At 58.7% G+C, this 14,190-nt stretch carries 12 protein-coding genes and 1 pseudogene; 6 read left to right on the top strand and 7 right to left on the bottom strand.

Annotated elements, in window-relative coordinates:
• A pseudogene (locus AB4Y40_RS42275) lies at window positions 1–130 on the top strand (IS630 family transposase); the annotation flags it as partial.
• Window positions 131–451: 321 nt separating this feature from the next.
• Here AB4Y40_RS42275 and AB4Y40_RS42270 read toward each other — a convergent pair.
• The 7 genes from AB4Y40_RS42270 to AB4Y40_RS42240 form a co-directional block, all read right to left on the bottom strand.
• Window positions 452–1,906 (bottom strand): MmgE/PrpD family protein, encoded by a 1,455-nt coding sequence (locus AB4Y40_RS42270; protein ID WP_368692928.1) that lies wholly within the window; start codon window positions 1,904–1,906, stop codon window positions 452–454.
• 73 nt (window positions 1,907–1,979) lie between these two features.
• A complete protein-coding gene (gene ehuB, locus AB4Y40_RS42265) occupies window positions 1,980–2,834 on the bottom strand; it encodes an ectoine/hydroxyectoine ABC transporter substrate-binding protein EhuB (RefSeq protein WP_368692927.1) in 855 nt (284 codons plus the stop codon).
• A gap of 437 nt (window positions 2,835–3,271) precedes the next feature.
• On the bottom strand, window positions 3,272–3,973 hold the full coding sequence (locus AB4Y40_RS42260; protein ID WP_368692926.1) for a GntR family transcriptional regulator: 702 nt from the start codon (window positions 3,971–3,973) through the stop codon (window positions 3,272–3,274).
• 1,111 nt (window positions 3,974–5,084) lie between these two features.
• Complete coding sequence (locus AB4Y40_RS42255) at window positions 5,085–6,263, bottom strand: pyridoxal-phosphate dependent enzyme (RefSeq protein WP_368692925.1); 1,179 nt, start codon at window positions 6,261–6,263, stop codon at window positions 5,085–5,087.
• On the bottom strand, window positions 6,263–7,252 hold the full coding sequence (locus AB4Y40_RS42250) for a succinylglutamate desuccinylase/aspartoacylase family protein (protein ID WP_368692924.1): 990 nt from the start codon (window positions 7,250–7,252) through the stop codon (window positions 6,263–6,265). The genes AB4Y40_RS42255 and AB4Y40_RS42250 overlap by 1 nt, the downstream gene beginning before the upstream one ends.
• A 67-nt stretch (window positions 7,253–7,319) precedes the next feature.
• Window positions 7,320–8,516 (bottom strand): M24 family metallopeptidase, encoded by a 1,197-nt coding sequence (locus AB4Y40_RS42245; RefSeq protein ID WP_368692923.1) that lies wholly within the window; start codon window positions 8,514–8,516, stop codon window positions 7,320–7,322.
• A complete protein-coding gene (locus AB4Y40_RS42240) occupies window positions 8,513–9,205 on the bottom strand; it encodes a GntR family transcriptional regulator (protein WP_368692922.1) in 693 nt (230 codons plus the stop codon). Before AB4Y40_RS42240 ends, AB4Y40_RS42245 begins: the two co-directional genes overlap by 4 nt.
• Before the next feature lie 161 nt (window positions 9,206–9,366).
• On the opposite strand from AB4Y40_RS42240, the gene ehuB (AB4Y40_RS42235) reads away from it, so the two are divergent.
• From ehuB (AB4Y40_RS42235) to AB4Y40_RS42215, 5 genes are all read left to right on the top strand, one after another.
• On the top strand, window positions 9,367–10,251 hold the full coding sequence (gene ehuB / locus AB4Y40_RS42235; RefSeq protein ID WP_368692921.1) for an ectoine/hydroxyectoine ABC transporter substrate-binding protein EhuB: 885 nt from the start codon (window positions 9,367–9,369) through the stop codon (window positions 10,249–10,251).
• A gap of 30 nt (window positions 10,252–10,281) precedes the next feature.
• On the top strand, window positions 10,282–10,932 hold the full coding sequence (locus AB4Y40_RS42230) for an amino acid ABC transporter permease (protein ID WP_368692920.1): 651 nt from the start codon (window positions 10,282–10,284) through the stop codon (window positions 10,930–10,932).
• Complete coding sequence (locus AB4Y40_RS42225) at window positions 10,929–11,591, top strand: amino acid ABC transporter permease (RefSeq protein ID WP_368692919.1); 663 nt, start codon at window positions 10,929–10,931, stop codon at window positions 11,589–11,591. The genes AB4Y40_RS42230 and AB4Y40_RS42225 overlap by 4 nt, the downstream gene beginning before the upstream one ends.
• A 56-nt stretch (window positions 11,592–11,647) precedes the next feature.
• Complete coding sequence (locus tag AB4Y40_RS42220) at window positions 11,648–12,430, top strand: amino acid ABC transporter ATP-binding protein (protein WP_368692929.1); 783 nt, start codon at window positions 11,648–11,650, stop codon at window positions 12,428–12,430.
• Between the two features lie 320 nt (window positions 12,431–12,750).
• Window positions 12,751–13,899: a porin gene (locus tag AB4Y40_RS42215; protein WP_368692918.1), complete on the top strand. Its 1,149-nt coding sequence runs from the start codon at window positions 12,751–12,753 to the stop codon at window positions 13,897–13,899.
• Window positions 13,900–14,190: the final 291 nt, after the last annotated feature.

Here is a 14,190-nt window from a genome sequence, read left to right as displayed (position 1 = left end):
CACCAGGGATCTCGACAAAAAGCTCATGCGGTACATACTTCAATACAATAAGCAAGCACTCCCATTGAAATGGAAGTACTCCGATCCATCGCGGCGAATCCGGTGCAATTCATCTGGTTCAACGGACTAGGAGAACTGCGTGTAGCGGTCGTCTGCCGGTCTGCAAACTCGGCCGGTTACTTCCAGCGTCAACGGCACGCCTTTGCGACGCAGTTCCTAACGGATGGGACCGTGGTGGGGCTGGGCGTAGGCTCGACTGGCCCTCCTCGATGCAAACGGGCTGACCGGTATTTTTTTGAACGCAGCCGTCCCGCCACCGTCTTGAGATCGTCGGCGGCGCCATAGGGATGGATAGCGATCGCTGCCGATCGCTGCCGATCGACCGGGCGTCGCTGGTAACCTGCGCAGAGCGGGCCCGGTCGCCGCTGATCTTTTTGCTGAGATCAAGAAATCAACCCGCGCGCAGCAGCTGGATAAGGTCGTCCAGTGTCTGCAATTCCTCGAGATGCATCATTATCTCGACGATCTGCGAGCCCCGATTTTCCAGCGATGTTCCACTCACGTTATTGAGGAATTTCTCGATAACGTTCGCATCTCTGAGGGGTCTCTGCCATTCACCGGGCGCCCAACCGACGCTCGCCGTATACGATGAACCGTTCTTCATCAATGCGGTCACCGTCGACATGCATTGTTCGTCTTCGCTCCAGAACGCTTGCTCGGCCGTTGGGTCGATGCCTACGTCCATCTTCATCATGGATCGAGCGATCGCCGGGTCGTTGAAGATATCCGGCGCATACCACCCGCGCCCAGGCTCGATGGCGTGCAGTGCCATCGCCGATACGTATTCCACGGAGAACTGGGCATCAAGTGCGGATTTCGGCGCCTTATCGGAAAACCACTCCACGATTCTCGCGAAGCACCGAATTTCAAGCTTCTCGACTTCATCCGGAACGATCCCGTTCGCCTGCGTGATCCGGGACACCGCATCGATCGTCGTGTGAAGGAACGCGCAGCTCGGAAACTTCTTCAGCATGACCTTTCTGGTTCGCCACTCTTCGCCCAAGGCCGACGAAAACTGAGCCGGATCGAATTGGTCCGAGCCGATAATGCGTGCAAAGCCGCGTTCAGCATCGCTCAACATCGCGAAGGGCCCGACAATGTCTTGACGCGCGCAAAGCGCGGCATCGACGCCGCCCAGTGCCATCTGGCCATAGTTGGCTTTCAACGCATGCGCCGGCCGGCCATATTGAACGTACCAAAGCGGTATGTTGGTGTTCGCGGCGGCGTGGCCCAGCGCTGAGCGGAACTGTGCCTCCGTACCACCGGAAACGACCATGGCCGCAGCGCCGGCGGCCATACCGTGCCACGCGTGATAGACAGCAAATCGCCGATATGCTTCGGGGCTCGCGCGCGTCGCATCGTGAACGCGAAGGCCCGCCTCGTATCCGGCCACGATACCGGTGAGCAGTTGTCGGGGTGTCGCATTCAGTCGCTCGGCGACCGCCAGTGCGGCGGGAATGACGGTGGCGCTTGGGTGGCCACTTGCAGTGTCCTCGTAATCAAGCACGTCGGAAAGCCATCCGTTGATCTTCGCGGCGAGTGATGAGGGGAACTGCAACGCGGTGCCGGGTATACAGCAGCCCCCCCCTGCATTTCCTGGGTCGTAGGCGGCGAGAATATCCCTGCCCAATTCCGTTTCGACGCCTGCGACGATGCATCCAATCGTGTCGAGCGTGATCAGCTTGGCCATGTGAATGACGTCGGCCGGGATGTCCTCGTACGTCAACCCGGAAAGAAACTGCGCCAGGACGCCGGCGTCGTGGTGGCTCGGCTGACTGGGGAAAAGGATGTGCTCGACGCACGGCGAAGATTCGCTTTGATTGGCGTGATGGCCTGCCGGTTTCATGGCTTACCCTGGATGATAAAGGGGGGGCGTGGCAGCCCCCGGGGACGTTTCGGTCAGGTACTTCTTCGGCTACTTACTTGCAGAGATCGGTCGAAGTCAGGTTCTCGGGCGGAAGATCCGCCTCCGAGAAGCCGTATTGTTTGAGAATTTCGAGCATCTTGCCGCTCTCCCGCAACTTCTTGAGCTGGGCGTTGTACGCGTCGCGGAAGTCGGCGTCGGCCGGTCTGAAGGCGAGCGCCGGATAGCCGTAGAGCGCTTTCCCGTCGGCGCCGACCGGTTGTGTGAAGGGGAGCGCGCGCTCGAGCTTGTCGGACGCTTTGGCCCATACGCTGATCGTCGCGGCGGTCTCCACGACGGCGTCGGCACGGTGGCTAGTCAGCGCGGCAAGTTCGGCGTCCGTGTCGGTGAAGGCGCTGACCCGGTCTTTCGGGATGCCTGCATCGATGGCGTGCTGGTATTCGACACTGCCTCTGCCCGTGGCCAGCATCACCGATTTGTCTTTCGCAATGTCGGCATAACTATGCAGGTTTTTCGGATTGCCTTTCGGAACCAGAAGCGCGTCGCTCATCTGGATGTCGGGGTTCCCGAAAGCAACGAGCTTGCAGCGCTCCGGCTTGATATATAGACCGGCGGCAATAACGTCGAAGCGCTTGGATGTCAGGCCCGGAATCAACGCGCCGAAGTCCGCGACGACTGCATCGATCTTCGTAATGCCAAGCCCCGCAAATGCTGCCCTGAGGATATCGACGGTTTGCCCTTTGACGTTTCCGTTTGCGTCAACGTAGCCCCACGGAGGCTGATTGAAGATGCCTACCCTAATCGTTCCAGTTGCCTTCGCCTTACTCAGGACACCCTGCGCCTGAGTTGTCGATGCTCCCAGAAGGGCGGCAACCGCCACGAGCGTACCCAAAACCACATTCAGCCTCATCCCGATGCTCCTCCGTGTTGAAAGTGTGCTGCGTCATCATGTGTGTAAGCATAGCTGGTATATTAGGTATGTCAACGGGGGAAACCATGTACCAAGATATGGCTTCTGATACGGAACCGATTTGCGCGCGGTTACTGATCCGGATCGGACGTTTTGTCGTAGGAGAAAAGATCGATGCCTATGCTGGGCGATAGGCGGAAGGCTCGAATGGTTTGGGAGGCGCGGTATGCTTGTCGCGGCGCATGGGCACAGGCGGCTGCGCGATGGGCCATTATTGCGCTGCGCCCGCGCGCGTCGTCGCCGGGATTCCGTGCCGCGCAGGCTTTGCTTTTGGTGGCGATGCGCGCCCTTGTGTCGAGTCGCGCCAAGGCTAAAGGACGCTCATCGCCGAAGTTCAGATGCGATCGAGTTAGGCCGACGAGGAGATTGCTTGAATTTCAAGGAAAGTCCACGGTACACGCTAGCCTGTCAAACGGCGCCTGAAGGATGCCATAAACGATAATTTCGGGTTCGCTCGTCATCATCCGGTATAACCGCCGCAGCATGGGATAGCCATTGGGAACGCCGAATATTTCTTCCACTTCGGTAGTGGCGGGTGCCGCGTCGATGACCAGATGGGTCTGGGTGACGTCGATTGCGTGCCTGGCCAGCGCGTCAACGACGAAGCGCTCTCCAAACTCGTCCACGATGTCGTCGCCGATATCCGGAGAAAGATAGGTCGTGTCATACACGACAGGCGCATCGTCCATCCAGATCGTTTTTCGGACACAGAGCATCACGTGATCGGGCGGGGCGATCGTACTCATGGTCGGATCGGATATTTTCTCTCTCGTGACCGACACCGAACGTATGCTCGAATCGTCAAACGACGGCTGCATCGCGTCGAGCTGATACAACAGCCGCTTTTGTTGTTTGACGTATGTTCCTTTCCCGGGAATCGATACCAGGGTCCCTGCAGCCTGTAGGTCGCGTAGCGCGCGCTTTATCGTAATCGAACTGACACCGAATTCTCCGCTGAGCATGGCCGTCGACGGAATCGCGACGTCGGGAGAATAGGTGCCGGCTGCAATGCGTCGTCGGAGCTCTTCGCGTACTGTTTCATGCAGCGACTGTGAGGGTTGTAGTTGGGGCTTGATCAAGATGGCTCTCGTGCTCATGTCGATGCGGATCAACCGGACTATAGCTCGCCTGCGGTCCGCATGCCTAGTATCCCAAGCATCCGACGAACGCATACTGGTTCGATTGGCGGTCACAGGCTACCGTCCCACGGGGCGTCATAGCAGGGGCCCCGCGGCGATGCAGTTTCGACCGGACAGGACATTGACGTGCTTGAGTTATATAGTTATACTAGGTATGATAAGTAAGGCTAGCCAGCGACGGAAAAATTGTGCGATATCGAAGAGCGACCACTCCTGGGCATCATCCAGCTTGATTGCGATGATGCGACCTCAGACTCATCGGTTGACGTTACGGCGCGCGGCGCTGCTATGCCATTTTGGGTCGGCGATCCGTCGTTCTGGAAAATGCCGTTCCAGAATCGAGTCGCAGAGGGCGCAGACCCCGCCGCCAACAAGATTCCTACGCCTGAAGCTGTTCGGGGTATTGGAAAGGCGGCCGGTGGACTGGATGGCAAGTTTGGTTATTGCCCCATAAATTTCTCGCGGCACAAAGGAACTAACGATCACTTAACTAGACCACGAAACTTTTACGTGTGGAACGCAACTCGCTAAGGTTGTTCCAAAGCAGATCTACAGCGAGTCTTCCACAATTCGAGTTCTACGAGATATGGCGAAAGCACCGGCTGATCGATGGTTCAGCCGGTGCTAACTCTTTGAGAGAAGGGATTATCCTTAGCGCGAGGTTCATGCTCACTGAAATCTGCTGGTCCATCGATCCGAAGCTGCCACAGGGCTGCTTCCAATTGCATGTCCCGAAGTTCAGGACCTCCGGCGAGAACATGCTAGTCATCGGCGAATCCTGCGTCGGCAATAGCCGCCAGTCCAACGCACATCGCCACCGATTTCTCGAACTCGATCAGCGCAGCTATCGCACTCGAGGAGCGCACTCTCTGAGCGTACCAGCAGCATCCGCGAAAGCGAGCGATGGCTGTAGGGTCGCTTCGACTCGCTGGCGGAAATGTGATCGACCAGTTGATGCAAATGTAGGGAGGGGCCAGAAACTGCTCCTCGAACGAAAGCGCCCGGAAGATGCTCCGGGCGTTTCAGCGGGTCTCTTCATCGCCCCACAAGGTCACGATTTGCCGGACATCTCGCAAACGGGCAGCCGATCACTGAACTCGGGCGGTTCCTTGTAGCCATGTGAGGTGGCCAGCAAGACGACGCGAGCGTCGTGTCTGATTTGCCCATGATCGATCAATCGGCGCAAGCCCGTGAGCGCGGCAACGCTAGAGCGTTCGAGGTACAGCCCCTCACGGGCCAGCGCAAGCTGGTCGCCGATGATTTCGTCGTCGCGGACCGCGACGCCCAGGCCACCGGTCGACTCGAGGGCAAGCAAGGTCTGCCGGGTAACAGTGTTGCCGCCAATCGACTCCATCACCGTATCGCCGGAATAGTCGCTGCAGACCATCCCGTGCCCCTGTTGAGCGAGCCTGATGCGGGGGAACGGTTCGACAGCATGAACCCTGGGAATGGCGCGCACCAGGCCCGAGTCGTGCAGGTCCTGATAGCCCTTCGCAATACCCCACAGCACATCGCCGCGCGCGGTCGGAACGATGATGTCCGTGGGCGGATGCGTTGCGAACTGCAGATGGAGCTCGAATGCGATGGCGCGATAACCGTCGACTCCGAACGGATTGCTGCTGACGGGCGGCATGATCGAATTGGTCACCGGATACCACTCGCCCTGCCGCGCACGCTGAGCGATGAGGGCCCAGCGATCGTCCGAATCGTCGGTCGCGATGATTTGCGCGCCGTGCATTTCGATTGCTCTGCGCCAGTTCGGGCTGATGTCCGGCGTCGTCACGACCACGCATTCGATGCCGGCGCGGGCGGCATAGGCCGCCGTCGAAACCCCGGCGTTACCGCTCGATGCAACGGCGACGGTCGTTGCGCCGATATCGACCGCGCGCTGCATAACGATTGCACCCATCCTGTCCTTGTGGGAGCCGGTAGGGTTGCAGAATTCATTCTTCGTGTACAGCGCGTCGACGCCCAGCGCGGCCGCGAGCCGGGGCAGGCTCGATAAGGGCGTGTTGCCCTCTCCCAGTCCTGTCGTACCGCGATACGCCATCCAGTCCGTGATGTTTCCAGCATTCAATTCGGCCGGGAACGCGGTGTAATGCGGTGCGACGCTCGCCGGTGTGCCCGCGCTGAGACATGACGGACAACCTTCGAAATAGTCGTCCAGCGCGTGTACCAACCCACACTGGATGCATTTCATGCCGGAAATGTTGGGATTGAGTCGGCTCATCAGTTGGCTCCCGAGAGGTGTGACGCGGCGGCGTTTTCCAAAAGTCCGAACAGGCAATCGCCGCGGCTCGCCAATGCCGGATGCCGCTTGCAAACAATCAGCCCGGCGCGACGGAAGCGGATTTCGAAGGGCGGGTCATGCGGCCGGTCGATCGAGTGCAGGAGTCCGGCGAGCTGGCCTTCCTCGACTCGCTCGCCGAGCTGTGCCATGGGCTCGAACAGGCCGTCGTCATCGGCATACACGAACAGGTCCGTGCTCTCGCAACTCATCAATGTGACCGGCGCGGGTTCGGGCACGTCGCATGACGACAGGATTCCGAGATACTTGAGAAGCCTGAGCGTGCCGTGCTCGGCCAGCGTGCAGCCGTGGCCGTGAAGCGTGGTGCCTCCACCCAGCTCGGCCGTGATGACCGGCACGCCGACTTCGGCAGCTGCCGCGGGCAGCGTGGTATTGCCGCCGCCACCGGCACCGTCGGTAAATTCGGCAAGCGGCACGCCGAACACGCGCAGCAGTTCGTGCAGGCGCTCGTTTTCCGCGTCCGTCTTTGCGCCCCGGACGAGTGCGCACGGCATATAGTCGAGCGAGTGGCCGCCCGAGTGGAGATCAACGACCAGATCGGCCATCGGCAGGAGAACCTCGCAGACGTAGTGCGCGATCATTTCGGTGGCGGTACCGTGCGCACGACCGGGATATACGCGATTGAGGTTGCCTTCGTCGATGGGCGAAACACGTCGTCCTGCCTTGACCGCGGGAAAGTTCAGTGAGGGAAGGATGATGATGCGGCCGTGCAGATTGTCGGGGACCAGTTGCCTCGCGATGCGCGTGAGGCCGATCTGGCCTTCGTATTCGTCGCCGTGCGTGCCCGCGAGCAGGACCGCGGTTGGGCCGTCGCCATTTTTCACGCAGATGACCGGAATCGGAATCCAGCCATACGCGGACGTGTCGGTGGAAATCGGCAGTCGCAAGCAATCGACTTGCTTGCCGTTCATCTCATAGTCGATTGTCGACCAGATTCGTGTAGTGCCTGACATGTGAAACCTGTGGAAAGTCAAAAAATTATCGAATCACCGGCAGCGTTTCCGGCGACGTCGCGCACAGAAATTCGATGCCGGACTCGGTGACGAAGACCACTTCCTCGAACTGAAACACGGCGCCGTCGCGTTCGAGCTTCGGCTCGATGTGCAGGATCATGCCGGGCTCGATCAGCGTCGTGTCGGTTCCCGACAGCGACGGCGGCTCGGTCACGTCGAGGCCGCCGCCATGGCCGATGCGCGAGACTGCGGTGTACACGGAGCCCAGCGCGGCCTCGCGCCACAATTTGTCGAAGTGCCGGTACACGTCTGCGCACGTCAACCCGGGACGAATATGATTGGCAACCTCCAGCGTCAGCAATCTCACGGCCGTATACGTCTCCAGTTCCCAGCCCTTCGGGTCGCCGGCACGGGCAATCCGGTTGCGATCGGCCGGGTAGCCACCGTAGGTCGCGCGAAAATCGGTCCACACGTAGTGGCCGAGTTCAAGCTTTCGATCCTTAGCCGCGCGGCAATAGGCGAAATCGCCGCTGGAAAAGAGCATCGCGATCGGATCGGCGCTTTCGGCGCCATTCAGATAGATCTGGGCCTGCATCAGGTAGTAAAGTTCGTACTCCGTCATGCCGACATAGGCTTGCTTGATCGTATGATCAAATGCGGCGTTGACGATCTCGTATGCGGTCCGATTGAGATCGGCTTCGAATCTGGATTTGATCAGCCGGACTTTCCAGATCGGGTCCGCCGCGCTCTTGATTCGACCGTTCGCATCGATCGAATTGAGCGCGTCGATCAAACCCAACGAGCCGCGCCCGAACATGTCCTGACCGTAGTCCAGCGCGATATGGGCGGCACTTCCGGTTGTCTTGTTCCTTACCCAGTCCGAAACCGCGATCACCGCTTCGTCGAGAAAGCCTCTGTAGTAGACCGGCTCGAAAATCCGCTCCCTGAGCTGGACGGTCGTGGCTTCGCCGAGGCTGCCGAACAGCGCGAAATCCTGTGACGAAATGGCGGCAAAGACCGGCCGCGCCTTGTGATCCCAGGAAAGCTCCTGGTAGTCCGTGAAGTAATCGACGTTCTTCTTGTCCGTCAGAACAACGACGTCGATTCCAGCTTTTGCCATTTCCTGGCGGATGTTGGTCAAACGCTGGCGAAGTTCGCTTTGGGGTACCGGGGGAGCTGGCGCACGGAAGACGGCGGGAATGTTGAGTTGAACTGCGGTCATCTCTGGATCTCCATGTCGTGAGACGGAATGTCGATGGAACAGGCGAGGCGATCGAACGGGGCTTGAACAACGCCATAGATCGTCAAATTCGCGTCGGCAGTAATCATCTTGTATATGCGACGCAGCATCGGATATCCGTTCGGAACGCCAAATATCTCGGTAGCGCGATCGGAAGCGGGGAAGGCTTCAACGACGATCCGCGTCTTGAGGAGCGGGATGCCGCGTCGCTCGAGCGTGTCGACGATAAAGCTGCTGCCGAATTCGTCGACGATTTCGTCGTCGACGTTCGCCGAGAGGTAGCTGGCGTCATAGAGAAACGGCGCGCCATCCGAAGAGATGACTTTCCTGACGCAGAGCATTGCATGGCTGGGGGCGTCGAGCGCGGCCATGGACCGATCGGCGATCTTTTCGCGCGTCACCGAGATCAAGCTGATGTCGGCCCCGTGAAGGGATGACATGCGCATATCAAGCTGACGCAGGATGCGCTGCTGCTTCTTCACATAGGCGCCTTTGCCGCGAATCGTGACGAGCACGCCGGCCGCCTGCAGGTCACGCAACGCCCGCTTCACGGTGATCACGCTGACCTTGAATTCTTCGCTGAGCATGGCGGTGGACGGAATGGGCGTATCGACAGCGTAGGCGCCGTTCCTGACTCGCTTTAGGAGTTCATCGCGCACGGTCTCGTACAAGGGCAAAGGTGTCTCCAGTCTTGGTCTGTTTATCAGCGTCTCGGATCGGTCCGGCCGTTTCGCCACTCGGGAAAGTACGGGCGCGCCAGCGCGGAACGTTTCTTGACATGCTTGGTATGCCAAGTATACTCTACACATCAACAAAAGCAAAGGAGACAGTCATGAGGATGCAGGCGCGGAGCAAATGGCTTGCGTTTGTTCTTGCCGCGGCAGGCGTGGTGGCCGGCGCCGCCATTGCACATGCGCAGTCGGGCGGCGATGAGTCGATTCGCAGCGGCGAAATCACGGTGGGGATCCACAATCGGGCACCGTGGGGATATCGAAATGCCGATGGCAGTGTTGCCGGCGTCGGTCCCGACATGATTCGGGCGGTTCTCCGGCAGGCGGGTGTGAAGAAGATCAACTTCGTTGTCGTGGATTTCGACGCGCTGATCCCGAGCCTGCTTTCCAGGCGTATTGACGCCGTCGCTTCCGGCCTGGCGATTACACCGCCGCGCTGCAAGCAAGTGATTTTCAGCAATCCTGATCTGGCGATCGGCGATGCCATTCTGGTAAAGAAAGGGAATCCCCTCAACATCCACAGCTTTGCGGACGTGGTGAAGAATCCGGCGATCCGGCTTGGCGGTGGCCGCGGAAGCTCGGCGGTCGAGCATGCCATGGCCGCCGGAATCCCGAAGGACCGAATTCTTTTGCTCAAGGATGTCGAGTCTTCCGTCGGCGCGCTGATGGCCGGCCGCATCGACGCCGATACCGAATCGGCAGCCACCGTGATCAGCACGCTCAAGGATCCGAATATCGGCGACCGGCTCGAACGCGCAACGCCATTTACCGGTTTGGTGAAGAATGGGCAGCGGGTGGCCAATTACGCGGCGATCGCGTTCCGGCCCGAGGATTCGAAATTACGTGGCCTGTACAACGATGGGCTTGCCAGGATGAAGGCCGATGGCTCGATCAGGAAGGTCTTTGAAAAATATGGTTTCGGTGAAGCCGAGATGGTGCCCGCCGACGTAACTGCAAAACAGTTATGCGGTGCGGATTATCGATGACCAGGCTATGTCAATCAGAGGAGCGTTCGCATGAGTTTTCTTGACGTCATGATCGGAATATACAAGGGGTTCGGCGTAACTGCGGCCGTGACCGCGCTTGGGCTCCTGTATGCGGTTCCGTTCGCGCTGTTCGCAGGAATCTCGCAGAATTTCGCGACCGGCACTTCGCGCAAGATCATTACTTTCATCATCGAGCTATGGAGAAGCTCGCCCGTTATCGTGCTGCTATACGCGTTCTACTACACGCTCCCGGCTTTTGGCGTCTACCTTTCGGGAATAACGGTAGGGGCACTCGTGCTTGGATTGAACGCGGGTGCATACAGCAGCCAGTCGGTTCGTGCCGCATTGCAGTCGCTGCCGCGCGGGCAATGCGAGGCGGGGCTTGCCCTTGGGTTGAACCGTTTCCAGGTGCTTTGCTTCATTGAGTTGCCGCAGGCGATCCGGGCCATGATACCGACGTTCATCAACGATCTTATCCAGTTGATAAAGGGAACCGCGCTGGTGTCCCTCATCACGTTGACGGACATGACGTTTCGCGCTAAGCAGATCTCTGAGCTGAGCTACAACCCGCTGCTTATCTACTCGAGTCTTTTGTTTTCCTATTTGATTCTCTGTTATCCGGTGACTATCTTCGGGCGCTATCTGGAGACGTCGCACGGGAGCCGGCGAGGGCGGTCATGAACTTCGATTTCGATTTTGCGTTGCGGATCGTGCCGCAGGTACTGGAAGGTATCGGAAACACTATCCTGGTTGCGATCCTCAGTTTTGCAGGGGCGTTGACGCTCGGCTTTGTGTGGGAAATGCTGCGGCGTTCTCATCGCGTCATGCGTCCCATCGTTCAGTTCATCATCGATGCAATCAGGTCGACGCCGGCGCTCGTTCAGATCTATTTTCTGTTTTTCGTCCTTCCTTCCTATGGAATCGTTTTGCCTGCGCTGTTCATCGGTGTATTCGGTCTGAGCTTTTACTATTCCGGATATATGTCGGAAGTGTTCAAGGCCGGCATCGATGCGGTTCCAGTCGGGCAGAGTGAGGGCGCGAAGAGCCTCGGGCTCAACTGGTGGGATACCACTTCCTACGTCGTCGCGCCGCAGATGCTGCGAAACGTGGCCGCGCCTGTGGGGGCTTATGCGATCTCGATTCTGAAGTCCACGCCATACCTGGCCGTAATTGCCGTTCCCGAGATGCTCGGCAGCGCGATGGACGTAGCGTCAGAAACCTATCGTTACGCGGAGCCCATGCTCGTTGCCGGCGTGCTGTTTCTGGCCTTGGCGCTGATCGCAGTTGTGTTGGTCGGAAGAGTGGAGCGCTACTTTGGGGTGGGCACACCGAATCGATGATTCAGCAGCAATCGAATAAAACGTTTGAAGAGTTGGAGGAAGACATGGCATTCCAAATGAGGCGATCCAGCGAGCCGGCTGTAACGCACGCGCGGGCGTCCGAATCAATCGCAGTATCGATCGAGGGTGTATCGAAGTGGTATGGCACCTTCCAGGTGCTGCACGACGTCAGCTTGAGCGTGGCGTTCGGTGAGCGCATCGTCGTGTGCGGCCCATCAGGGTCCGGAAAGTCGACGCTGATCCGTTGCATCAATCAACTCGAGACGCACCAGGAGGGCCGGATCGTTGTGGACGGTATCGAGATGCACGCGAAGATGAAAGGGTTGTCGCGCGTGCGCCGGGATGTCGGAATGGTATTCCAGCACTTCAACCTGTTCCCCCATTTGACCGTGGTCGACAACTGCACGCTGGCCTTGATCCGAACGGGCCGGGCATCGCGGGACGAAGCCGAAGCGATCGCGATGGAAAATCTCGAACGCGTGCGCATATCGAATCAGGCGAAGAAATATCCCGCGCAGCTGTCGGGAGGACAACAGCAACGCGTCGCAATTGCGCGTGCGTTGTGCATGAAGCCCCAGATTCTGCTGTTTGACGAGCCGACGTCGGCGCTCGATCCGGAGATGATCAAGGAGGTACTCGACGTGATGACCGGCCTCGCGCGTGACGGCATGACGATGATCTGCGTGACCCACGAGATGGGATTCGCTCGCGAAGTGGCTGATCGAGTCGTGTTCATGGACGGCGGGGAAATCATCGAATGCGCGCCGCCGGATGCATTCTTCCGCAATCCGACGCATATCAGGGCGAAGAAATTCCTGAGTCAGTTGTTGCACAAGTAATGCGAGGTTGCGGCCGATGTCAAGGGTAGGTGATTGCCGGCTGCACCAATACATCGTGACCAGACTCCGCATTGGGAGACACGTACTCGAGGTCAAAACAGCAGGAAAACTGGAGTGGATAGGTCGACGTCGCGCGGCTACGGTTTCAGTCGAGGCTTGCCGCCCGATGGGGATCGGTGCGGTATTGCGAGGTCTATGCGACTTGGCGAACGAATGAATGCGCCGGTCCGAAATAGGAAATACAGAGTCCAATTTTGTTCACGTCAATAACTATGTAGTCGAAATTAATTGTCGTAAATACCATGTTTGGAGACGATGATATGAAAGCGAAATTTCTGTTGGCGACTTTCTTGGCGGGCTTCGGAGTGTCTGCCTATGCGCAAAGCTCGGTGACGCTCTACGGTGTGATCGACGAAGGCTTTGATTTCACCAATAACGTGCGCGGCAGCAAGGTCTACGAGTTGCAGAGCGGCTACGTTCAAGGCAGCCGATGGGGTCTTAAGGGCGCAGAGGATCTCGGAGGCGGTCTGAAGGCAGTTTTCCAGCTCGAGAGCGGCTTCGATGTGAACAACGGAAAACTCGCGCAGGGCGGCTTGATGTTCGGGCGACAGGCCTACGTTGGCGTCACCAGTGACACATATGGCAAGGTCACACTGGGTCGCCAATATGACTCGCTGGTCGACTTTCTCGCGCAGACCACCGCAAACGGCAACTGGGCAGGCTACATGTTTTCCCACCCGTACGACAACGACAACACGGATAACACGTTTCGCGTAAACAATACCGTAAAGTACACCAGTCCGTCGCTCGCCGGCTTCCAGTTCGGCGGCACGTATAGCTTCAGCAACGACACAAATTTCGCCAACAACCGACAGTACAGCATGGGGGCGCAGTACACGAATGGCGCCTTGTTGATCGCGGCATCGTACCTGCAGGCCAACAATCCGTCTTCAACGGCCACTGGCGCGATTAACAACGGCGGCGACGAAAACTTCCTGGCGCAACGCCTGCGCGTCTTCGGCGCGGGGATCAACTATACGATCGGTTCAGCAACGCTGGGCTTCGCGTACACGAACAGCGATGTCACGCAACCGGTCAGCTCCGGCTATGTTGGCGCGATCACCCCGCCCGCCGGATCGACCGTGTCCTCGCTGCGCTTCCAGAACTTCGAAGTGAATGGCAAGTATCAGTTCACGCCGGCATTCTTCGTGGGTGCGATGTACACCTATACGCGTGCCGATTTTAACGCGACCACCGGTAAGCTGCATTCCAACTATCAGACGATCGGGTTGATGGCGGACTACAATCTGTCGAAGCGTACGGATCTTTATCTGCAGGGCGCCTATCAGCACGTCGGCGGCGACAAGACCCAAACGGTGCTTGACGTCGCCTATGTTCCGGGGGCGGCAGACGTTTCCTCGAACTCGAATCAATTCGTGGTTCGAGCAGCAATACGGCACAAGTTCTGAGTGCGCCGGGGGACCGGCAAGGAGTAGGTGGTGAAAGTCCACTGCGATGAAGGAGTAGCGAACCACATCGGCCCCGAGCCGTGCGCAGGTCACCGCGAGGTGGTCGGCGAAGCGTCGGCAGGGGAACGTGCGGGCCAGCCATTGAGCCGCGATAGTGTATATCCGGAACTGTCGCAATAAGTCGTTCTGCTATGCTGACGGGCCTTAATGCGTGACGTGATCGATGACCGAGAAGCTGGGTCCGGGTGTGGGAAAAGTACTCAAACGCTTGCATTACCCGCTGGACGTGAT

Source organism: Paraburkholderia sp. EG287B (assembly GCF_040965595.1).
In the GTDB taxonomy this organism is placed as follows: domain Bacteria; phylum Pseudomonadota; class Gammaproteobacteria; order Burkholderiales; family Burkholderiaceae; genus Paraburkholderia.
Note: the sequence above shows the minus strand (reverse complement) of the source record. Positions and strands in the feature narration are given on the sequence as shown.

Coding starts and splice junctions, on each gene's coding strand:
- AB4Y40_RS42220 (WP_368692929.1), top strand. CDS start 11,648: ATGAGGCGATCCAGCGAGCCGGCTGTAACGCACGCGCGGGCGTCCGAA.
- AB4Y40_RS42245 (WP_368692923.1), bottom strand. CDS start 8,516: ATGACCGCAGTTCAACTCAACATTCCCGCCGTCTTCCGTGCGCCAGCT.
- ehuB (WP_368692927.1), bottom strand. CDS start 2,834: ATGAGGCTGAATGTGGTTTTGGGTACGCTCGTGGCGGTTGCCGCCCTT.
- AB4Y40_RS42225 (WP_368692919.1), top strand. CDS start 10,929: ATGAACTTCGATTTCGATTTTGCGTTGCGGATCGTGCCGCAGGTACTG.
- ehuB (WP_368692921.1), top strand. CDS start 9,367: ATGAGGATGCAGGCGCGGAGCAAATGGCTTGCGTTTGTTCTTGCCGCG.
- AB4Y40_RS42230 (WP_368692920.1), top strand. CDS start 10,282: ATGAGTTTTCTTGACGTCATGATCGGAATATACAAGGGGTTCGGCGTA.
- AB4Y40_RS42270 (WP_368692928.1), bottom strand. CDS start 1,906: ATGAAACCGGCAGGCCATCACGCCAATCAAAGCGAATCTTCGCCGTGC.
- AB4Y40_RS42250 (WP_368692924.1), bottom strand. CDS start 7,252: ATGAACGGCAAGCAAGTCGATTGCTTGCGACTGCCGATTTCCACCGAC.
- AB4Y40_RS42215 (WP_368692918.1), top strand. CDS start 12,751: ATGAAAGCGAAATTTCTGTTGGCGACTTTCTTGGCGGGCTTCGGAGTG.
- AB4Y40_RS42255 (WP_368692925.1), bottom strand. CDS start 6,263: ATGAGCCGACTCAATCCCAACATTTCCGGCATGAAATGCATCCAGTGT.